Origin of the sequence: Corynebacterium breve, assembly GCF_030252165.1 — a bacterium.
Classification (GTDB): Bacteria; Actinomycetota; Actinomycetes; order Mycobacteriales; family Mycobacteriaceae; genus Corynebacterium; species Corynebacterium breve.
The window spans coordinates 888,889-909,118 of sequence record NZ_CP126969.1 but is presented as its reverse complement, the minus strand read 5'-3'; the positions used below and the strand labels follow the sequence as shown (position 1 = coordinate 909,118).

Here is a 20,230-nt window from a genome sequence, read left to right as displayed (position 1 = left end):
ATCGCGGTTACCGTGCTGTTTGTTATAGTGGCACACACTTTGGCAAAGGAAAATTGAAAATGTCTACGCTCCTTGAGTCGCTCTTACTGCTCCTTTCAGTGTGCGGCCTCCTCTTCTTCTCCCGTCCCAAAGTTCGCCGATTTCTCAAGCGCAACTATCGGGCTCCCGGAGCTCTTTTCAGGGCTATCCGAATCGGTTTCATCCTCACAGGGCTTCTTGCTGCGGGTCACTTGTTAACCACCCACCCGTGGTTCCTTTTCGGCAACGTTATTGCGATTATCGCGCTATTAGGAATGCTGGCCTACGTTGGCCACTACTCTCGCATTCCGCAGCACTCTGCACCACGTCCCTCCAGCGTATTGATCGTTGCTGCGCATCCCGACGACCTTGAAATCGCGTGTGGATCGACAATTGCAAAGCTTGTCGACTCGGGCCACCAGGTACACGGGATCATCATGTCGGACGGTGCAGATGGTGGCGACGCTGCCGTCCGCCCGGACGAGGCTCGCGCGGGTGCAACTTTCCTTGGACTTTCCAGTGTTACGGTTTTGTCGTTGACTGACCGCGCTTTGGACGAGCACATGAACGAAATGATCGATGCCATCGAAGCGAAGATGGGTGCCAAGCAGCCCGATTTGATCTTCACCCATTCGAAGAATGAAGTGCATCAGGATCATTTGGCCGTACACCGAGCGGTCATGCGCGCGGCCCGAAACCACCACTCCATCTTGTGCTTCGAGTCCCCTTCAGTGACTGCTGACTTCTCCCCGACCGTGTTCATCGATGTCACCGACTACTCTGATGTAAAAGCCGAAGCCATTGCCGCGCACGCGAACCAGTCAGGCAAACCATATATGTCACGCGAAATCGTGGATTCGATTACTACTTTCCGCGGACGTCAAGGACGGATTCGTCGCGCTGAGGGGTTCGAACCAATGCGCCTTCGCCTGAACGATCCAATGCCGCTTTAAGACTAAAGGACTCAATTCAGATGGCCACATTCCTCATTACCGGAGTCGGCGGACCGGCGGGCAAATCACTCAGTGAGCAACTCAAGGAACGCGGGCACTCGGTTGTCGGTGTCGACATGGTCGAAATCGCAGGGGCGCTCCAAGGACCGCGAGCCGACTCACCGGAGCTCATTCCTTTCCTGATTCGTGTTGTCAAAGAACACAGCATCGACATTTTTATCCCCACGGTGCAAGACGAGCTTCCTTTCGTGGCAGCAGCGGCCCCGATCTTTCCGTGCGCCGTTGTTCTATCGGATGCATCCGCTGTCGGAATCGCCCACGACAAGTGGCTCACAGCGCAGTTTTGCTTGAGCCGCGGTTTGTCGGTGCCCGAAACAGTCACCGGCACAGAGCTTTTCGACGAGTTCCCCGCCGTGATCAAACCTCGCGTCGCTCGCGGGGGACGCGGCGTTGTGGTCGTCGACACGCAAGACAATCTGCCTGCTGACCGCGACGCTGCGCTGATTATTCAGTCATTTGCCCCCGGCGATGAGTTCTGCCCGCAGCTCTACATTCCTGCTGATGGTGAGATCACGTGCGTGGTTCTTAAAAAGACCAAGCTGCGCGAAGGACGTGTAGGCAACGCTGATGCGGTGGAGCGCACCGAGCACGCCGAAGTTTCCGAGCTTGCCACCCGCATTGCCCGTGAATTGGGACTCTCGGGACCAATTGACATGGACATCCGCATGGATCGCAACAATCAACCGGTGTTGCTAGAGATCAACGCTCGTTTTGGAGCTAATTCCGCACACGCTCCGGAGATTCTTGAAGCTTTGCTTCGTGAGGCGCAATAAATGTGGTTCCTCATCTTCACCCTGGCATTGTTGCTGATCCGGATCCTTTTCGTACCCTTTGCTTTGCTGCACGAGCTTCTGGCTTCACGACGACAACGTAACGGCAACCTCGGCGTGCTTCCCGATCAACCTTCCGTATCAGTGGTTGTTCCCGCACACAATGAGGAAACCGTGCTGGAATCATGCGTGTCGTCGATCGTGGGCGCGGGGTACGAAAAGATGGAAGTCATCATCGTGGACGATGGTTCGAAAGACCGCACCCGCGAGATCGGCGAGGAACTGGAGCGGACATACCCGCAAGTTCGCTACATCTACCAGGACAACGCCGGCAAGGGAGCAGCACTTAATCACGGCTATCGTGAGTCATCTGGTGAATTCTTAATGTTCATCGACTCTGATTCGGTATTCACCCCAGAGACCGTCCCTGAGATGCTTAAGGCGTTTCACAATGATCGCGTTGGTGCAGTTTGTGGTGACGATCGACCGGTGAACCTCAACCGGGTTCTCACTCGTTTCCTGGCGCTCATTACACACGTGGGCACTGGATTGGTCCGACGCGCTTTCGACATCCTCCGCGTTGTTCCGGTGATCTCGGGCAATTGCGGGACATTCCGCCGTTCCTGTCTTGACCAGATTGCGCAGCGCGAACCGGGTCACCCCTTGCGCGAAGACACCATCGGTGAGGACCTAGATCTCACGTGGCAAATCCACGAAACGGATTGGCGCATTACTTTTGCACCCCGTGCTCTTGTTTATGCTGAATCTCCCTCATCGATCAAGGCGTTGTGGAAGCAGCGTGTGCGCTGGGCTCGTGGCCTCATCCAAGGGTTCAAATACCACTGGCGCGCGATGTTTACTCTGAAGTACGGGAGTTTCGGCCCGTATCTCTGGTTTGCAGCGATGACCATGCTCCTCGTGCCTGTTTTACAAGTGGTACTTCTTGTCGTCGCGGTTTTCGAGTTACCCACTGCAGACTTCTCGATCTGGGGCATCATTCTTGGCTCGGGGCTTGTGCTTTCCTTCGTTCTTTTAGTGATTGCAATGGCGATGTCGAATTCTCTGGGCGATCTGCGCCACGTGTGGACGCTGCCGGTGTGGCCCGTTTACTCGCTGCTGATGTCATTCACCATGATCTCGGCGATGCAAAAGGAGATCACAAACGCCGAACAAGTCTGGAACAAACCAGAACGCACTGGCGTTATCTCTCAGAAGAACATCACCGTTTCCAAACCAAAAGCAATCGCTAGTGTTGCCAATAACGTAGGACTTGAACAATATGTACACAACTGGCCGAAAACTACTCGCTCTCCCCGTATTTCTCACTAGCGCCTTGGTTCTCGCCTCCTGCGGACAAGTTGAAACGCAGGCAACTTTGACAACTTCACCCGACCTCACTATTGGGATTGGGTGGGAGTCTGTTTCCGATGACTCAGTTGATTGGAAAGAAGTCCGCTCGCGCCTTGACGAGGCTAACGCGAGTGGCGTCACCGTCAGCGTCGGACGTGCTGATTTCATCGGTTTTCCCGTCAAAGGCCAAGAGGATCGCTGGGCCTCAGGAGTGTCGGAAAAAGACGACATTGTCGACGATGTCATCACCAGCCTGACCAAAGGCACTGATCGGCGAGTAGTTTTGACCATCGATACCATGGCACCCCGGATCGTTGAAACGAACCCGAAGTATGAAGGCGTGTTTGCTAGTGGCGAGAAAGCGGAGGACTTCCCTTCCGCAACAGCGTTGTATGAGGGCGAAGTTGGTGAGGGCGTTGAGAAACTCTGCGCTGCCACCCAGGAGCGTTATTCTCCCGATGCCATCGCATTGACTGAGCTGATCGGCGACACCTTCTTCTCTGCAGCTGACGAAGAGCTGTTCAAGGAAATGACAGGGGAAAAGGAATTTCCGCGCGACGATAAGGGCGACATTGATACATCCGATGACATATTGAATGACTGGCAATCGGAGATTATTACGAGTGTGATCACCCGTTGCCAAGAGGCATCCGGTGGCTCGGTTGTCATGGACGCGAGGGTCAATTGGGACGCGCCTGGCGAGAACCGCTTTGACTCTGGTCACCGCTACGACGACATCCTCGACACCGGCGCGGATCTTACTTTATGGACCTACACCTCATTGGCACAAAAAGACCCGCAGGCTATCGAAGAGATAGCTGCGGGTTTGAAAGATCGTTTTGGCGATGAAGCCGCCGAGCGCTTCACCCTGTCCGTGGGACTCTGGGGCGACATCTCGCCGAAGGAATTGACTCAATCCGTCGATTCTGCGGAAGGCTTCCCAGTGTCTGTCACACCATTGTCTTTGATGACGGACAAGCACTGGGACGCACTGTCCAATTAATTGGTGATTTTGTTGACGTTGTCCAGCAAGATCAGCAGGTCACCAATGCTGTAGTCGCCAGCTGCCATGTGCTGCAGATCCTCAATTGGCAGTGTCCCCGAATTGATCTGGTGCTCTACTGTCTTCGCGATGTTGGTCGCGTCTGTCGAGTTGAAACCGAGGTTTTCTGCTGCGTCGATAAGCGATGGTGCAGCCGCAACACCTACCCCCGCAGCCAAGATCGCGAGGACCAGCGCGGTGTTTTCCTGCTCCAAGACGCTGAGTTCGTCGAAGGCAGGGATACCCTGCATGAGTTCGAGCACGCCACCGGTTGCAAACAAATTGCCCGCTGCGAAGGAGGCCAATTGACCTTCGTGTCCGTTGAAGATGTTCATGTCCACCGGGGTGTTAATTCCCGCTACGCGACCGTTATCGGAGCGCTGCCAAAAAGAGAGCTTATCCCAACCGCCAACAGGCTTCGGTGCGTTGTTCTGGTAAGCCGCGAGCCATAGTGGGTACTCGGAAAACTCGTGGGTGTTAGCCATATTGTCTTTCCAGAAGTAACGGTAGGTGTAGATCATCGGAGTGCGGCCGGTTTGGGCCTTGAGCTCGTCAAGGAAGTCGCGGGTCCATCCCTGCAGCTGTTCTGGGTTCAACCCCTCGGAGACCTCAATGTCTAGAACTGGTGGCAAGGCGGTGCCGGAAGACATCGACAGAGTCGTTGCAAAGTGTCGAGCCTGCGCACGTGCATCTTCAGCCGGGCGCGCGTAGTGATATGCGCCGGTCAGCAGGCCTGCATTGTTGGCGGCCTCAACATCTTGTGCGTAGAACTCGTTTGTCCAGCCGTTTCCTTCAGATGCTTTGATGAACGCATAACGCTCACCGTGCGCTGCGACGGCATTCCAGTCGATGGCTTCCCCACCGGGATGCTGGTGGCCAGCTACGTCGACGCCGGACGGCGCGAGAGGGTTGGGCATTGCGTGGACAGAGTGGGTAGGTACAACAAGGACGGCAAGTGCCATCGCTAAGGCAGCGACGACCGAATTCAGTTTCAGGGAGAGACGCATGCCTCAAACCTTAATCGAGTTATGTCACATAAGCCACATTTGCAACAATATTCACTCTATAATCCGCCGGCGATTCGAGCTTTCCGCACTACCTCCGCAATATTTTCGATGAGAAACTCAACGTCAGCGGAGGTTGTCGTACGCCCAAGGGTCAAACGCAATGCGCCCATACCAGTCCGCTCGTCCACCCCCATCGCATCGAGCACGTGGCTCATCCGATTAACCCCGCTGTGACATGCTGATCCTGTCGATGCCTCGATTCCCAAAGAGTCCAAGAGCATAATCATCGATTCTCCGCTGGCGCCGGGGAACATGAAGTGCGCATGCCCCGGAAGTGCGGGTTCGGTGGTAGTTACGATGACATCGTCGACTTTCGCGCGAACTCTCGCCACAAGATCGTCGCGAAGCTCTCTTAACAGCACGACCTCTTGATCCATTTCGGTTACCGCTTCGCTTAGCGCGGCAGCCGTAGCTGCGGCAGAGGCGACATCCACTGTGCCTGAACGAATTCCGCGTTGCTGACCTCCACCCAGAATGACTGCCTCTGGCACCGGCGAGCGCTTGGCCAAAAGTATGCCGGCTGAGCGCGGGCCACCAAATTTGTGTGCACTCATGGCCATGGTTGTGGCACCGAGCTCGCCGAAGTTGATCGGCACACGACCGACCACTTGCACAGCATCGATATGCACGGGCGTCCCCTGCTCATTTGCCTTGGCCACGATCCGATCTACCGGCTGGATCGCACCTGTTTCATTGTTCGCCCACATGCAGGTAGCCACTGCAGCGGGAGAATCCAGTGCCGCTAAATCGCTCACATGACCCGTCGCTGTGGCGGGCAAGTAGTCCACGTGGGCGCCCTCGATTGCTGCCAGAGACTTCACCGTCTCTAGCACTGCAGGATGTTCAATCTCGGTAGAAACTACGCGATTCAACGAGGACGCGCGGTAGAGTCCGCGCACGCCAATATTGTCCGCTTCAGTCCCCGATGCGGTAAACACCACCTCGATCGGTTCGGCTCCGAGTAGCTCCGCAATCTGTTCACGAGCCTCTGACAACACAGCGTTGGCCTTGCGCCCCGACGTGTATTGCCCGCCAGGGTTCAAGGCCTGTGTATGTTCGACCCACGTATCGATCGCCACCTGGCGCATCGGCGTCGTGGCGGCATGATCGAAGTAATGAGCCACTAGCGCTTCTCCAGCTCCGCTACGAGTGCTGGAACGATTTCTTCGAGGTCGCCGACGATACCGATGTCAGCAATCTGGAAGATCGGTTCGTCTTGGTCTTGGTTCACAGCGACGATGGTGCCGGAGGTCTGCATACCCGACAGGTGCTGGATCGCGCCAGAAATGCCGAGCGCAAAATACAGGTCTGGAGATACCGTCGCACCGGTCTGGCCAATTTGTGCAGAAGCCGGCGCGAAGCCTTCATCGACTGCGTCGCGGGTCGCGCCAACCGCGCCGCCGAGAACATCGGCAAGGGCTTCGACATAGTCATGGAAGCCATCTTCCGAACCAACGCCGCGTCCGCCAGAAACAACAACGTTTGCCTGATTCAGGTCAGGACGGTCACCATGAACAGCAGGAGTAAAGGAAAAAACCTTGACATCCTTATTCGTTGCCACCGGCAATGGCATCGGAGCCACAGCACCGGCACCAGCCTCCGGTTGTGCCTTCACCGCACCCGGGCGCACGGTGTAGATCGGGCAAGCACCACCAGCCGCAGCGGTAGTGACGATCGTGCCGCCAAAGATCTCATGGCGGGCGGCACCGTTATCGTCGATACCAATCACGTTGGTCAATACGCCCGAGGCGAGACGAGCTGCCAAACGGCCAGCGATTTCATTTCCTGCCGCGGTGGCGGCAACCACAATAGGCGCCGGGTTTGCTGCTCCCAGGGCATGGAGTGCGTCGACCTCTGGGAGGATCAGGCGCGCATCGTAGTCTTCAGCAGTCGCATCAATTACCTGGGCGGCACCGGCCTCAGCCAGCGCAGGCGCAACGGCCACTGCTTCGCCAGGCTTACCGACGACCACCGCGGAAACTACTCCCAAGGGACGCGCAGCGGTGATCAGCTCGGAGGTAACTGGGCCCAGCTGTCCGGCGGACTGCTCCACCAATACATATACGTGTGACATGGTTTCCTCCTAGATCAAGTTCTTTTCGGCGAGCTTCGCTACAACTTGTGCCGCGATGTCTTCCGCAGAGCCGCTATCAATAATCTCTCCTGCTTCGCGAGCCGGCACTTCCTCTGCTGCTTGTACAACAGTTGCAGAGTGACCAAGACCCACGTGAGCCGGATCTACGCTGGCAGTGGCAGCGTCGAGCACGGTGATTTCGTGTTTCTTCGCCGCCTGCAGACCCTTAAAGTTTGGAAAACGAGGCTTCTCCGCCTTCTCCGTCACGGAGACGATCGCCGGAAGTGAAGCTTCCAACTCCCATTGTCCCAGCTCGTCGACGCGGGTCGCGTTGACAACATCACCCGTAACTGCGACCGGACCGACCTGTGTAAGGGCAGGAATCTGGCGGTACTCGGACAGCAGGCCAGCGAGTGTTCCCGTGCTTCCGTCCGAAGACTCATTGCCCATGACGATCAGGGCGACATCCTCAATGGTGTTAATAGCGTTGGTCAGCGCCCAAGCAGTAGCTACGGCATCGGAGCCGGCCAGCGCGTCGTCGCTAAGCAAAACTGCATCATCAATACCCATGGCGAGCGCCTTGCGCAGTGCCTCCTCGGAACCTGCTGGTCCCATAGAAAGTGCAACGACGTTGAATCGCTCTGGTTCTGCTTCCTTGATGCGCAGCGCGGTTTCCACGGCGTATTCGTTGATCTCGTCGATCACGGAATCAACGTTCGTGCGGTCAAGCGTGTGATCGCCTTCGAGAGTCTTGGTAGACCAAGTATCAGGAACATTCTTGACTAGCACCACAATGGTGGACATCAGAGCGTTACCCCTTCCAATTTGTCAGACTTTTCTAGCAAATAAGCCTAGCCTAAGCCGAAAGTTGGTCAGAATGCTCCCGCGCCTCACAGACATAGGCCACAGCACCATCACCGATGCGTGCGATGACCACGCCCATTGACCGGTTACCTTTCAGCTTCAGCTTTTTCCGCAGCTGATCAGGGTCAACATCCACACCCCTCACGAGGATTTCGATTGCCCCGGCTCCATGAGCGTGCAAGGCTTGTTTGAGCTTTTTCATCGGCACCATCTCGATGAATGGAAATCCACTTGTCCCCGGTGGCAACGCATCGCCCGTGACATAAGCGATATGCGCATCAAGCATCCACAATTGATGTTTCGCGGCCCAACCTCGCACGAGACCGGCACGAACGATCGCGCCATCCGGCTCGATGATATAGCGGCCTGGCCTGTGAACGGGCACTTCTTGTTCGTCCGCATCAGTCACTGTTTCGCGGTGCTTACCCAAAAGCACTGCTTCACGACGATGCCCCCTACCCAGCCCTGATGTATACAGACAGGCTTCTTTAACAGCCCCGTCCACGCTGACGACACTGACCAAACCGTCCCAGTCTGAATAGTCAATGCCCGGCGCGCATTTGACCGCAAGTTCACGCTGGGGATAGGCCTCAAGCAGATCAGGCAAGGGAGGCATGAGCTGAGCAGGATCGGTAATGCGTCGCCCACCCACCCGACGCGCGGGATCAGCAACGATGACCCCTTCCCTGCTCGTAGGCGCCAGGGCATCTGCCCGAGCAAGCCATGCTCTAGGGCCGAGATTGGCGCGCGCCATCGCCAGCCTGGATTCGTCAAGGTCGCTTCCCAACCACCTCATCCCCTCCTCCAGCACTGCGGGGGCCTCAGTACCGATGGAACAGGTGACATCGTGGACCATCGTCGCGCCCGCGTCTGCCAGCAGTGACGCTCGGTAGCTGGACACCTCATTTGGTGTCGCCTGTTGTGCAGCATCAGAGTCAGTCAGCCAGTGCGAGGGGAACTTTCCTGTGGCTGATCTCCTCGCGACGACCAATTCGGTCACTGAACGGGCAAAGTCTCCGAAAGTATCCCGCAGAATCTTCTGGTCATGCAGCATCGACTTCTTGGAAAGTTCCAGCCCGGTGGTGTGTTCGTCGATAAGCGATCGGTGTGTTGCGAGATAGCCGATCTCTGCTTTATTGAATGCCACCTATTTTTCCGATTCTGTCTGGAGGGTCGTGATTGAAAAACTCAGCGTAGCGCTCGATGCCGACCAACGTGTCAGAGGTTGGGCGCATATCTTGGAGCTTCGCTGCTGCGACAACTTCGTCCACGGAGTCGAATTTTGACAGGTCTACCAACTGAGCCCACGTTGCAGGGGCGAAACGGACCAGACCGACGCGCCACCCTTCCAGCAGTAGCTTGGGCGAGAACCAGTTGGCATCATCAGCCTCACCTGTATTCGCGTCTGGATCTTGGCCGTCTGGCAGTGTCGCCACAAAAGAAAAGGTGTCAAACTTATTGCCCGCCTCGGAAGTACCCACCCAGCGCGCCCACGGGGTGATCATGTCGGCGTTGACTTTGAGCTTGTTTGACTGGAGCACATCCGTCAAGGACGCTTCGTGCGAGACAAGTTTTTCGCGAGACTCGATAAACGGGCGTGTGTCGCTGATCATCTCACCTTTTTGATCGGCAACGAGGAATGCTCCTGTTTCTTCAAAGGTCTCGCGCACCGCAGCAAAGACGAGGGCGTATGCTTTGTATTTAGTCAGAGCAAGACGCCGAGCGACCGAAACAGCAGAGCGGCCCATCCACAATTCACCGGAATTCCAGGTGCGCTGTGGAAAATCTCGACTATCTACACCGCCTCCCGGGAACACAGTCATCCCTGGGTAGTTCACCATGGTGAGAACGCGTTCCTGCGCCCAGACTTCCAGCCCGTTGTGTCCATCTTTGATGAGAAGGACTGTCGAAGCGAGCCGTCCACCTTGGTAGCCGGTCGTGTCAGTGGGGTCGATGTGATCGCCAGCAAAAACTGACGGTGCGCCTTGAGAATTAGGCATGCCGCCCCACCTCCTTGAGATTAAGCTCGGTGTGCTCCACCACGTCGCGCGCGGCGCGCGAAGTATCGGCCATCCACCTTATCCAATTGAATTGGCTGATGATATGCCTTTGTTAGGTTCTCGCTGGTCATAACGTCGTCGATCAGTCCCTGTGCGACCACGTTGCCTTCGTCGAGAAGCATGGCGTGCGTAAAGCCAAACGGGATTTCCTCGACATGGTGGGTAATCATCACCATCGCCGGTGCGTCAGGGTCCAGCGCGAGTTCACCGACGTATGCGACGAGGTCTTCGCGTCCACCAAGATCCAAGCCCGCGCCTGGCTCGTCCATGATGAGCAGCTCGGGGTTGGTCATAATGGCACGCGCGATCAGCACTCGCTTGCGCTCGCCTTCAGACAACGTGCCCCAGGTTCGATCGATCAGATGCATCGCGCCGATCTGTTCCAGCGCTTCCTCTGCCTGCGCATAATCCATCTCATCGTATTCTTCACGCCAGCGACCCATCACTGCGTACCCAGCAGAGACAACGAGATCACCCACGATTTCCTCGCTAGGAATGCGGTGCGCAACGGCCGCAGATGTCACGCCGATTGCGGCTCGAAGATCGCGCATATCGGTTTTGCCAAACTGTTCTCCGAGGACAAACGCCGTGCCTTCCGTAGGGAATTCCTCCGCCGCCGCCATGCGGATCAAGGTCGTTTTACCCGCACCGTTTGGCCCGAGGATGACCCAACGCTCGTCGAGTTCTACTTGCCAAGTCACAGGTCCGACGAGGGTATTTCCGCCGCGACGAAACTCAACGTCGCGGAAGTCAATCAATAGGTCTGGGTCAGTAGGCGCAATGTCAGTCACGTCTCCTATTGTGGCTTATTTTTCACGTGCACGGTGAAAGTGACACAGTTTCGCTAGGCTTGGGCAGGTAACCGTAGACATTATTTGCACTACCCGGGAGCGAGGAAAAGATGACTGGACGACTCGGTATCGACGACGTAAGGCCTCAGATTACAGGTCGCACACTGCCAGCAAAGGCGGCCGTGGGAGAGGTTGTGCCCATCTCTGCCTTGGTGTGGCGTGAAGGTCATGATGCCGTAGCGGCGACAGTCGAGCTCACCCCTCCAGAAGGCGCAGAGCCATTTTCCATCCACATGCAGGCCGAGACCTACCGCCCTGACAACGTCCACGCAGTGTTCGTCCCAGACACCGAGGGCATCTGGCATTTCCGCATCGATGCTTGGTCAGATGTCATGGCTACTTGGCGCAACGCCGTTACTAAGAAGTTCGATGCTGGCCAGTCCGCAGCCGAGATGGCCAATGACCTTGCACACGGAGTTGAGCTTTTCGAGCGTGCCGCCGCCCAGACCCCAGCACCAGACAACAAGGTGCTCGAAGAGGTCGTACGCTCGCTTAACGACGAGTCCCTCCCGCTTGAGGCACGTATCCAGCCCGGCCTATCGGACCAGGTGTTGGATATTCTTGCAGCGTTCCCGCTGCGCGAGCTGGTGACCCGCGGCCCGATTTGCGACATCCACGTCGAACGTCGCGAAGCATTGGTGAACTCCTGGTACGAACTGTTCCCGCGCTCCACCGGTGGCTGGGACGAGAACGGCAACCCAGTTCACGGCACTTTTGAAACCACCGCCGCGGCTTTGGAGCGCGTGGCCAAGATGGGCTTTGACACCGTCTACTTCCCACCGATTCACCCGATCGGTGAAGTTAACCGCAAGGGCAAGAACAACACCCTGACCACTGTCGAGGGCGACGTTGGTTCCCCATGGGCAATCGGTTCCGCGGCAGGTGGACACGATGCGCTTCACCCTGAACTTGGCGCTGAGGAAGATTTCCGCAACCTCATTGCTCGCGCAGACGAGCTGGGGCTAGAAATCGCGTTGGACCTAGCGCTTCAGGCCGCGCCGGATCATCCGTGGGCCGTGAATCATCGTGAATTCTTCACCGAGCTCGCCGATGGCACCATTGCCTACGCTGAGAACCCGCCAAAGAAGTACCAGGATATCTACCCAATCAACTTTGATAACGCGCCGAAAGCTATTTACGACGAGGTCTACCGCGTTGTCATGCACTGGGTTCACCTAGGGGTCAAGGTATTCCGCGTGGACAACCCACACACAAAGCCAGTGAACTTCTGGGAGTGGTTGATTTCCCGCGTTCGTGAGAGCCACCCGGAGGTTATCTTCCTTTCCGAGGCTTTTACTCGCCCAGCACGCATGTTCGGCCTTTCCAAGATCGGCTTTAGCCAGTCCTACACCTACTTCACATGGAAGACTTCAAAGAAGGACCTCACCGAGTTCGCACAAATGATTGCTGGACTTGCGGATGTCTCCCGTCCGAACCTGTTTGTTAACACCCCAGATATCTTGCACGCTTCCCTGCAAAAGGGTGGCCGCGCAATGTTTGCGATCCGTGCTGCGCTGGCTACCACCATGAGTCCTTTGTGGGGCGTCTACTCTGGCTACGAGCTTTACGAAAGCGAACCAGTCATGGAAGGCAGCGAGGAGTACATGAACTCCGAGAAGTACGAGCTGCGCCCACGTGACTTCGAAGGTGCACTAGAGCGTGGTGAATCCCTCGAGCCATTTATCACCTTGCTCAACGAGATTCGCCGCGAGAACCCAGCCCTACAGCAGCTGCGCAATATTCACTTCCACCAGGTGGATAACGATAACCTTATCGCCTACTCCAAGGTCGATTCCATCACCGGCAACTGTGTCCTTGTCGTGGTTAACCTCGACTCCTTCGGCTTGCAAGAGGGCATGATCAAGGTAGACATGGAGGCGATCGGCCTCGAGCCAGGCACGAGGTTCCAGGTCCATGACGCGGTCAGCGGCGCTAACTACATTTGGGGCGACGAGAATTTTGTCCGCCTCGAGCCATTCAAGGACGTTGCACACATCTTCGTCTTGCCTGATGTTGCACCTGAGCGTCGCGAGCAGCTGGCATGGCGCCAGATTAGCGAAAACGACTACCGCCCATAAACATCACCATTCGGTATCCATCTCGAGAAAACACCCTCAGTAGTGGGCTTTCTCGGGTACCGTCACAAGAAGATCACCTACCAACTGTTTTATATACTGCGAGGAATACATGACCGAGGGCCACACCAGCTTGGAACCTGCATTGCTTATCCCGGACGCTGATCGCGCACGCCTTCTTGAATGCAGCCACCATGCTCCACACGATTTCTATGGCTGGCATTCCACATCCAAGGGCTCTGTCATCCGCACACGCCAGCTTGGAGCAACCCGAGTTGAGCTTCTGATTCACAGCGAATCCCGCGAAATGGTCAATACCGGTGACGATATCTGGGTCATCGGCCTAGATGACGAACTTGCACCAGATTATCGCCTGCGCGTGCACTACCCCGTCGCAGAACCAGTGATCATCGCTGATCCGTACCACTTCCTGCCTACCCTGTCATCGTTTGACCTTCACCTCATCGGCGAAGGTCGCCACGAACGCCTCTGGGAAGTCTTGGGTGCGAACATCCGCACGTACGAAACCGCCATGGGCCCGGTCACCGGTACTTCCTTCGCGGTCTGGGCACCCAACGCGACAGGCGTTGCCGTGGTTGGCGATTTCTGTGCATGGAATCCCAACCAGTACCCGATGCGCGTGCTTGGATCTACCGGCGTGTGGGAAATCTTCATCCCAGGCATCGAGGCAGGGGCAACCTACAAGTTCGCCATCCAGACCAAGGAAGGACACCGCCGCGACAAGGCTGACCCAATCGCGAAGGGCACGTTGGCTCCACCGGAAACCGTCTCTCAGGTTGTCGAAGCTGACACCTACACCTGGGGTGATGCCGAGTGGATGAAGGCCCGCGCGCAGATGGACCAAACCAATGCGCCGATGAGCGTCTACGAAGTTCACCTGGGTTCCTGGAAAATCGGCTACGGCTACCGCGAGCTTGCCGACGAGCTCGTCCAGTACGTCAAAGAGCAAGGTTTCACTCACGTCGAGTTCCTCCCTGTTGCAGAGCACCCGTTCGGCGGCTCTTGGGGCTACCAGGTCACCGGCTACTACGCACCAAGCGCGCGTTGGGGTTCCCCAGACGAGCTACGCCTCCTGATCGACCGCCTCCACCAAGAAGGTATCGGCGTTATCGTCGACTGGGTTCCCGCTCACTTTCCTAAGGATGATTGGGCCTTGGCGCGCTTCGACGGTACCGCGCTCTACGAGCACCCAGACTGGCGACGCGGTGAGCAGAAGGAATGGGGCACCTACGTCTTCGACTTCGGCCGCAACGAGGTGCGCAACTTCCTCGTCGCCAATGCTCTGTACTGGCTCGAAGAGTTCCACATCGACGGCCTCCGTGTAGATGCGGTTGCCTCCATGCTCTACCTCGACTACTCCCGCGAGCCTGGAGAGTGGGCGCCGAACGAATTCGGTGGTCGCGAGAACCTCGACGCTGTTCAATTCCTCCAGGAGATGAACGCCACCGTTCACCGCGAGCACCCTGGCGTTGTCACCATCGCCGAGGAATCCACTGCGTGGCCAGGCGTGACTGCCAACACCGAGGACAACGGTCTGGGCTTCTCCCTAAAGTGGAACATGGGCTGGATGAACGATACCCTCGAGTACTTCAAACTTGACCCCGTGCACCGCTCCTTCCACCACAACGAGATCACATTTTCGATGGTGTACGCATTCTCCGAGCGCTACGTGCTGCCATTTAGCCACGACGAGGTCGTCCACGGCAAGGGCTCGCTCTGGGGGCGCATGCCGGGCGATGATTGGAACAAGGCCGCGGGTCTTCGCACACTCTATGGTTACATGTACTCCCACCCAGGCAAACAGCTCATGTTCATGGGCCAGGAGTTCGGCCAGACCGGAGAGTGGGCCGAGGCGTACTCCATCGACTGGTCCAACCTGGAAGGCTGGGGTTCCGAGTTCCACCAAGGTATCCAACGACTTGTCCGCGATCTGAACTCCGTGTACAAGACAACCCCAGCTTTGTACTCGCAGGACAACACTCCGATGGGCTTCCAGTGGATCAAGGGCGACGACTCTGCGAACAACCTGCTCTCCTACGTTCGCTGGGGCGTTGACAACACGCCAGTCTTGGTCGTCGTCAATCTTTCGGGAACCTCGCAGCCTGCATACCGCGTGGGTCTACCCCTCGTGGGACGCTGGGAGCTTTTGATCAACTCCGACGACAAGGTGTACTCCGGTGCGGGGAATGACCTCCCGAAGGAGATCTTCACCGAGCCAACCGCGTGGGACGGCTGCGACCAGTCCGCCCAGCTGCACATTCCCGCGATGAGCGTCCAGTACTACATCCACCGTGGCTAGGTCCTAGGGCTCTGGGGCTCTGGGGCTCTGGGGCTCTGGGGCTCTAGAATAAGGCGGATGCGAGGCGAGTTCTTGCTTCCGCCACCCGAGGATCGGCGGCGTCGAGAAGCGTAAAGAGCTCAATCAGACGCGACTTCGCTGCCTCACGTTCATCTCCGGCCGTCTCTTGAATGACCTTCAGGAGACGGTCGAATGCTTTCTCTGGGGCACCGGCAACAACTTCAGCATCCGCAGCATCCAATTGCTTGTCCACGTTGGTCACATCCGCATCAGCCTCGGCGATCGCATCGGTGTCGCGATTCTGCGGATCTAAGCGCTTGATCACGCCCACGGTCGCCTTCGCCTGCTTGATCTCCGCGTTGGTTGGGTCCTCGGCCAGGATTTCGTCGTAAAGCTTGGTGGCCGCATCAAAGTCACCCATGTTGAGAGCTGCGGTAGCCGCGTCGAGACGAGGATCCGCTGCTTCCTCCTGTTCATCTTCCGGCAGACCCGCGAGCTGCGGCCCCACCTGCTTCACAAGAGTGCTGACCCATTCCTGCAACGCCTCCACCGGCTGGTTGCCCTCAAAGGAGGTAACCGGTCGGCCAGCTGCCAGCGCCAAGGTCGTCGGCATGCCACGCACACCCATCGCCTGAGCAATTTGCGGAGTGGTATCGCCGTCAATATAGCCAACAACGAAGGTGTTATTCGACTGTGCGGCAAGGTGCTCGAAGCTTGCCTTGAGGGCCTGGGAATCCTCAGAGCGCGAGGTACCCACGAGGACAATCACGGGCACTTGGGTAGAGCGGTGCAGCACCTCGGTTTCGAGGTTGTCCTCGGTAATGGTGAAAAACGGCTCCACCGCAGCCTGGGCGAGCTTCTCCTTCGCCTCTGCTTGCGCCTGCACGCGCCCGAGGTCTACGGCTCCGCCGGTAAATGGGTGTGACATTTAGTTGTGCTCCTTTTCAAGCGCTTTGTTCAACGAGTGCATCTTCTGATGCAATTGGTCCGTATATCCCTCGCGGATGTCTGCCTTGATCACCAACGACACTCGTGGCGATACCTCTCGCACCGCATCCGTAGCTTGTTTGATCACGTCCATGACTTCATCCCACTCTCCCTCCACAAGAGTGAACATGGCGTTGGTCTCATGGGGCAGCCCCGACTTATTCACGATGGACACAGCCCGCGCAACAGCCTCGGACATCTCCGCCGTCTCAGTAAAGGTCACGGTCGGCGCGACAGAAAATGCAACAATCATGCTCTCTAGCTTAACGACGATCCCAGCAGTGGCGGTGCCAGTGTCGACGATCGTCGGCGCGACCACCGACATCGCGCGGCCAAGCGACGATGTGAGCAACGCCGGGAGGAATGTTCTGGTTGCATCCTGGACAGACGTAGAATTTCTGCGCCGCATGCGATCCCATGTGTCGCATGAGGTAGATTTCACCGTTTGTCCAGCTCGGCCCTTCAACCTCCTGGGTGCCCAAATAGGCCGCACCATCGCGTGGCAAAGGGCGCGGGGCCGAACCCCGCGCCCTATTATGGCGATTCCTGCGTGGCATCTAGAACAACCTGAGCTCGTTAGATTCGATGCCTCGCAAATCGTCATAATCAAGCACGAGACAACGAATCCCGCGATCCTCTGCGAGAATACGCGCCTGAGGCTTGATTTCCTGCGCTGCAAAAACGCCCGTAACCGGCTTCAACAGCTCGTCCCTGTTGAGTAGATCAAGGTAGCGAGTCAGCTGCTCCACACCATCGATACCGCCGCGTCGTTTCACTTCTATAGCTACGTTGATGCCCTCAGGCGACTTGGCTAGCAAGTCGACTGGCCCGATCGCCGTGGGAAACTCGCGACGAACAAGCGTATAACCATCGCCAAGCGTGGTGATGTGTTCCGCGAGCAATTCCTGTAAGTGGGCCTCCACGCCGTCTTTAACTAAACCTGGGTCCTCGCCAAGTTCAAAGGACTTTTCGTGGTAGATCTTCTCGAGTGTGATGCGCAATTGCTCACCCTTGGGATTTTCCACAATCCACAACTGTTCGCCGGTATCTGCACCATCGATGTCGACGATTGACTCCTCCACCAGAGTGCACGGGGGTGTCATCCAGTTCAATGGCTTGTACGCACGATCGTCGGCATGAATTGAGACGGACCCGTCCGCTTTGACCATCACCAGGCGGTCAGCCATCGGCAGGTGCGCATCTAGGCGACCAACATAATCTACAGAACAGCGGGCAATAACAAGACGCATGCCCTCTACCCTATCCCTCGGTAGTTCTGCGCCCAATCCGTTGGGTCATTGATTTATGATCATACTTCTCTTGGCGCACGTCAGGCGCAGATTCCAGCCAAGAAATCAAAGCCATGATGCTGCGTCGATCGGCTGAAATTTCATACTCTTGATCTCGGGAGGAAAACTGCACGATTCGAGAGCCCAAAGGCATGAAGTGGAGCTCGGTATCGCTCGGTGCGCGATGAGACTCAACCTCCGTGTAACGGCGGTCTAGCGTAAGATCGGCCGTCGGAGAAAGGGAGCGCAGCTTAAAGTAGCCCAGCATGTCACCTTGATACTGCACTGTGCCGTGTCGCCAGCCGTGCTCACCGGATGCTGGAAGACGGCGGATGAGCACTGTTGCCCCACGGGACCGGAGCGTAACAAAACGCCAGACGGCCAAGGCTACGCATGCGACCGCAATGGCGGTCAACAGCCAGGCAACAATCTCCACGGCAACTCCTGAGGCAGTATCAATATTTGATAAAATTCTAGTCTCTTCATGCATCAATTCCAATCGGACTTTCGGATGATGCATCGACAATCGCCAAAGAATGCAAAAAAGTCTGGGGCCGCCACACATAGAGTGTGGCGGCCCCAGACTTTTCCCGAGAAGGAAGAAGGCTTACTGCCTTGCCAAACTAGTTGGCCTTACGACGGACTGCAGCGAGTTCTGCCTCAGAACGCGACTTGACCACTTGGTCATCGCTAGAGAGCTCAGATTCTGCGCGAGCCGTATCGACTTCGTCAGCAAAGATGGCGTAATCCGCAAGGATTGTCACCTTGTCTGCGGTAACCGAAAGGAATCCACCCTGTACAGCGGCAACAATTTTGTCGCCGTCTACTGGAGTGATGGTCACGACACCATTTTCCTTGAGCTGGCCAAGGAGTGGTTCGTGACCGGGCAGCACGCCGATCTCACCTTCGATGGTCTGTGCAGTAACGATGCTGGCCTTTCCAGACCAAAGCATGCGCTCTACTGCGACCAGTTGAACGGTGATGTCAGCCATGATGCGTCTCCTACTTCTCGTTCAGCTTCTTGTAGGCAGCCTCGACGTCATCCAAGCCACCCAGGCCGTTGAATGCCTGTTCTGGGTAGTGGTCGAACTCGCCGTTGCACAGACGCTCGAAAGCGTCGATGGTGTCTGCCAATGGAACGTAGGAACCTGGCAGGCCGGTGAACTTCTCCGCAACGAAGAAGTTCTGACCCAGGAAGCGCTCAAGCTTACGGGCGCGCATAACGGTGATCTTGTCTTCTTCACCAAGCTCGTCCATACCAAGAATCGCAATGATGTCCTGGAGTTCCTTGTTCTTCTGCAGGATGTTAATCACACGCTGCGCAACCTCGTAGTGACGCTCGCCGACGATACCTGGCTCGAGAATACGAGAGGTAGAGGTCAGCGGGTTCACTGCCGGGTAAATACCCTTCGAAGCAATACCACGGTCAAGCTCGGTGGTCGCATCGAGGTGGGCGAAGGTGGTTGCTGGAGCAGGGTCGGTGTAGTCGTCCGCAGGAACGTAAACTGCCTGCAGAGACGTAATCGAACGGCCCTTGGTCGAAGTAATGCGCTCCTGCAGAACACCCATCTCATCAGCCAGGGTTGGCTGGTAACCCACAGCGGAAGGCATACGACCCAGAAGGGTCGACACCTCGGAACCTGCCTGGGTGAAACGGAAGATGTTGTCAATGAAGAGCAACACGTCCTGGTTCTGAACATCGCGGAAGTACTCCGCCATGGTCAGGCCAGACAGCGCCACGCGCATACGGACTCCAGGTGGCTCATCCATCTGGCCGAAGACGAGAGCGGTATCTGGGAGAACACCCATCTCTTCCATTTCAAGGAAGAGGTCGGTGCCCTCACGGGTGCGCTCGCCGACGCCGGCGAACACGGAGGTACCGGAGAACTCGCGTGCGATACGAGTAATCATCTCCTGAATCAGAACGGTCTTGCCCACACCTGCACCACCGAAGAGGCCGATCTTGCCGCCCTTTACGTAAGGGGTCAGCAGGTCGATGACCTTAATACCGGTCTCCAGGATCTCAGTCTTACCCTCGAGGTCCTTGAAAGCAGGTGGCTCACGGTGGATGCCCCAGCGCTCGCCGTCGACGCCCACGGAAGGATCGTCAAGGCAGTCGCCAAGTGCGTTAAATACGTGGCCCTTAACCTGATCGCCGACTGGCACCGAAATTGGCTTACCAGTGTCAACAACCTTGATACCGCGGACCATGCCGTCGGTAGGACCCATTGCGATCGTACGCACGAGGTTGTCACCCAGGAACTGGGCGACCTCAAGCGTCACGGTCTTTGCGACTGCCTCGAGGGTGATCTCGACATGCAGCGCGTTGTACAGTTCGGGCATCTCGTCGCGTGGGAACTCCACGTCGACGACTGCACCGATGACGCGAACGACGCGGCCAGCTGCAGAGCCGACCTTCTCGTTCTGCTCAGTTAGAGCTGTAGTCATGA

At 57.0% G+C, this 20,230-nt stretch carries 20 protein-coding genes; 6 read left to right on the top strand and 14 right to left on the bottom strand.

All coding sequences use genetic code 11. The annotated features are described in order from the left end of the window. Positions 1–59 precede the first annotated feature (59 nt). The 4 genes from QP027_RS04495 to QP027_RS04480 are packed head-to-tail and all read left to right on the top strand — an operon-like array spanning position 60 to position 4,154. The gene (locus tag QP027_RS04495; protein WP_284826338.1) at positions 60–971 is read left to right on the top strand and encodes a PIG-L deacetylase family protein; all 912 of its coding nucleotides are present in this window, start codon (positions 60–62) and stop codon (positions 969–971) included. A gap of 20 nt (positions 972–991) precedes the next feature. After that, a complete protein-coding gene (locus QP027_RS04490) occupies positions 992–1,804 on the top strand; it encodes an ATP-grasp domain-containing protein (RefSeq protein WP_284826336.1) in 813 nt (270 codons plus the stop codon). After that, a complete protein-coding gene (locus QP027_RS04485) occupies positions 1,805–3,130 on the top strand; it encodes a glycosyltransferase family 2 protein (RefSeq protein WP_284826334.1) in 1,326 nt (441 codons plus the stop codon). Between the two features lie 46 nt (positions 3,131–3,176). Then, positions 3,177–4,154 (top strand): hypothetical protein, encoded by a 978-nt coding sequence (locus QP027_RS04480; protein ID WP_284826332.1) that lies wholly within the window; start codon positions 3,177–3,179, stop codon positions 4,152–4,154. Here the strand turns inward: QP027_RS04480 and QP027_RS04475 are convergent. From QP027_RS04475 to QP027_RS04445, 7 genes are read right to left on the bottom strand one after another with little or no spacing between them, the layout of a single operon-like run. Further along, complete coding sequence (locus QP027_RS04475; protein ID WP_284826330.1) at positions 4,151–5,200, bottom strand: glycoside hydrolase family 25 protein; 1,050 nt, start codon at positions 5,198–5,200, stop codon at positions 4,151–4,153. The genes QP027_RS04480 and QP027_RS04475 overlap by 4 nt on opposite strands. Before the next feature lie 56 nt (positions 5,201–5,256). After that, positions 5,257–6,384 carry a cysteine desulfurase family protein gene (locus tag QP027_RS04470; RefSeq protein ID WP_284826329.1) on the bottom strand — a complete coding sequence of 376 codons (1,128 nt, stop codon included), beginning with the start codon at positions 6,382–6,384 and terminating at the stop codon, positions 5,257–5,259. Continuing rightward, positions 6,384–7,334: an electron transfer flavoprotein subunit alpha/FixB family protein gene (locus QP027_RS04465; protein ID WP_284826327.1), complete on the bottom strand. Its 951-nt coding sequence runs from the start codon at positions 7,332–7,334 to the stop codon at positions 6,384–6,386. Before QP027_RS04465 ends, QP027_RS04470 begins: the two co-directional genes overlap by 1 nt. Before the next feature lie 9 nt (positions 7,335–7,343). Further along, entirely contained in the window at positions 7,344–8,138 is a 795-nt protein-coding gene (locus QP027_RS04460; protein WP_284826325.1) for an electron transfer flavoprotein subunit beta/FixA family protein, read from the bottom strand. A gap of 52 nt (positions 8,139–8,190) precedes the next feature. Continuing rightward, a complete protein-coding gene (locus QP027_RS04455) occupies positions 8,191–9,345 on the bottom strand; it encodes a THUMP-like domain-containing protein (protein ID WP_284826323.1) in 1,155 nt (384 codons plus the stop codon). Then, positions 9,332–10,198: an NUDIX hydrolase gene (locus QP027_RS04450; protein WP_284826321.1), complete on the bottom strand. Its 867-nt coding sequence runs from the start codon at positions 10,196–10,198 to the stop codon at positions 9,332–9,334. The genes QP027_RS04455 and QP027_RS04450 overlap by 14 nt, the downstream gene beginning before the upstream one ends. A gap of 20 nt (positions 10,199–10,218) precedes the next feature. After that, a complete protein-coding gene (locus QP027_RS04445; protein WP_284826923.1) occupies positions 10,219–11,058 on the bottom strand; it encodes an ABC transporter ATP-binding protein in 840 nt (279 codons plus the stop codon). Positions 11,059–11,159: 101 nt separating this feature from the next. Between QP027_RS04445 and QP027_RS04440 the strand changes: the two genes are divergently transcribed. Both QP027_RS04440 and glgB read left to right on the top strand, forming a co-directional pair. Further along, positions 11,160–13,187: a maltotransferase domain-containing protein gene (locus QP027_RS04440; RefSeq protein ID WP_284826319.1), complete on the top strand. Its 2,028-nt coding sequence runs from the start codon at positions 11,160–11,162 to the stop codon at positions 13,185–13,187. Positions 13,188–13,296: 109 nt separating this feature from the next. Beyond that, a complete protein-coding gene (gene glgB, locus QP027_RS04435; protein WP_284826317.1) occupies positions 13,297–15,504 on the top strand; it encodes a 1,4-alpha-glucan branching protein GlgB in 2,208 nt (735 codons plus the stop codon). Between the two features lie 43 nt (positions 15,505–15,547). Here glgB and QP027_RS04430 read toward each other — a convergent pair whose 3' ends face one another. From QP027_RS04430 to atpD, 7 genes are all read right to left on the bottom strand, one after another. Further along, positions 15,548–16,432 (bottom strand): tetratricopeptide repeat protein, encoded by an 885-nt coding sequence (locus QP027_RS04430; protein WP_284826316.1) that lies wholly within the window; start codon positions 16,430–16,432, stop codon positions 15,548–15,550. Continuing rightward, positions 16,433–16,744, bottom strand: a complete 312-nt coding sequence (locus QP027_RS04425; RefSeq protein ID WP_284826315.1) for a thiamine-binding protein — start codon at positions 16,742–16,744, stop codon at positions 16,433–16,435. Between the two features lie 10 nt (positions 16,745–16,754). Further along, positions 16,755–17,048 carry an Rv1322 family protein gene (locus QP027_RS04420; protein ID WP_284826313.1) on the bottom strand — a complete coding sequence of 98 codons (294 nt, stop codon included), beginning with the start codon at positions 17,046–17,048 and terminating at the stop codon, positions 16,755–16,757. Continuing rightward, a complete protein-coding gene (gene nucS, locus QP027_RS04415; protein ID WP_284826311.1) occupies positions 17,049–17,741 on the bottom strand; it encodes an endonuclease NucS in 693 nt (230 codons plus the stop codon). It abuts the gene before it with no gap. 10 nt (positions 17,742–17,751) lie between these two features. After that, positions 17,752–18,216, bottom strand: a complete 465-nt coding sequence (locus QP027_RS04410; protein WP_284826309.1) for a DUF2550 domain-containing protein — start codon at positions 18,214–18,216, stop codon at positions 17,752–17,754. A 187-nt stretch (positions 18,217–18,403) separates the two neighbouring features. Continuing rightward, positions 18,404–18,772, bottom strand: coding sequence for a F0F1 ATP synthase subunit epsilon (locus tag QP027_RS04405; RefSeq protein WP_284826307.1), 369 nt, complete (start codon positions 18,770–18,772; stop codon positions 18,404–18,406). Between the two features lie 10 nt (positions 18,773–18,782). Next, the gene (atpD, locus tag QP027_RS04400; RefSeq protein WP_284826305.1) at positions 18,783–20,228 is read right to left on the bottom strand and encodes a F0F1 ATP synthase subunit beta; all 1,446 of its coding nucleotides are present in this window, start codon (positions 20,226–20,228) and stop codon (positions 18,783–18,785) included. Positions 20,229–20,230: the final 2 nt, after the last annotated feature.

Coding starts and splice junctions, on each gene's coding strand:
- QP027_RS04475 (WP_284826330.1), bottom strand. CDS start 5,200: ATGCGTCTCTCCCTGAAACTGAATTCGGTCGTCGCTGCCTTAGCGATG.
- QP027_RS04485 (WP_284826334.1), top strand. CDS start 1,805: ATGTGGTTCCTCATCTTCACCCTGGCATTGTTGCTGATCCGGATCCTT.
- QP027_RS04420 (WP_284826313.1), bottom strand. CDS start 17,048: ATGCCACGCAGGAATCGCCATAATAGGGCGCGGGGTTCGGCCCCGCGC.
- QP027_RS04405 (WP_284826307.1), bottom strand. CDS start 18,772: ATGGCTGACATCACCGTTCAACTGGTCGCAGTAGAGCGCATGCTTTGG.
- QP027_RS04495 (WP_284826338.1), top strand. CDS start 60: ATGTCTACGCTCCTTGAGTCGCTCTTACTGCTCCTTTCAGTGTGCGGC.
- QP027_RS04450 (WP_284826321.1), bottom strand. CDS start 10,198: ATGCCTAATTCTCAAGGCGCACCGTCAGTTTTTGCTGGCGATCACATC.
- QP027_RS04460 (WP_284826325.1), bottom strand. CDS start 8,138: ATGTCCACCATTGTGGTGCTAGTCAAGAATGTTCCTGATACTTGGTCT.
- QP027_RS04425 (WP_284826315.1), bottom strand. CDS start 16,744: ATGATTGTTGCATTTTCTGTCGCGCCGACCGTGACCTTTACTGAGACG.
- QP027_RS04440 (WP_284826319.1), top strand. CDS start 11,160: ATGACTGGACGACTCGGTATCGACGACGTAAGGCCTCAGATTACAGGT.
- QP027_RS04490 (WP_284826336.1), top strand. CDS start 992: ATGGCCACATTCCTCATTACCGGAGTCGGCGGACCGGCGGGCAAATCA.
- glgB (WP_284826317.1), top strand. CDS start 13,297: ATGACCGAGGGCCACACCAGCTTGGAACCTGCATTGCTTATCCCGGAC.
- nucS (WP_284826311.1), bottom strand. CDS start 17,741: ATGCGTCTTGTTATTGCCCGCTGTTCTGTAGATTATGTTGGTCGCCTA.
- QP027_RS04430 (WP_284826316.1), bottom strand. CDS start 16,432: ATGTCACACCCATTTACCGGCGGAGCCGTAGACCTCGGGCGCGTGCAG.
- atpD (WP_284826305.1), bottom strand. CDS start 20,228: ATGACTACAGCTCTAACTGAGCAGAACGAGAAGGTCGGCTCTGCAGCT.
- QP027_RS04465 (WP_284826327.1), bottom strand. CDS start 7,334: ATGTCACACGTATATGTATTGGTGGAGCAGTCCGCCGGACAGCTGGGC.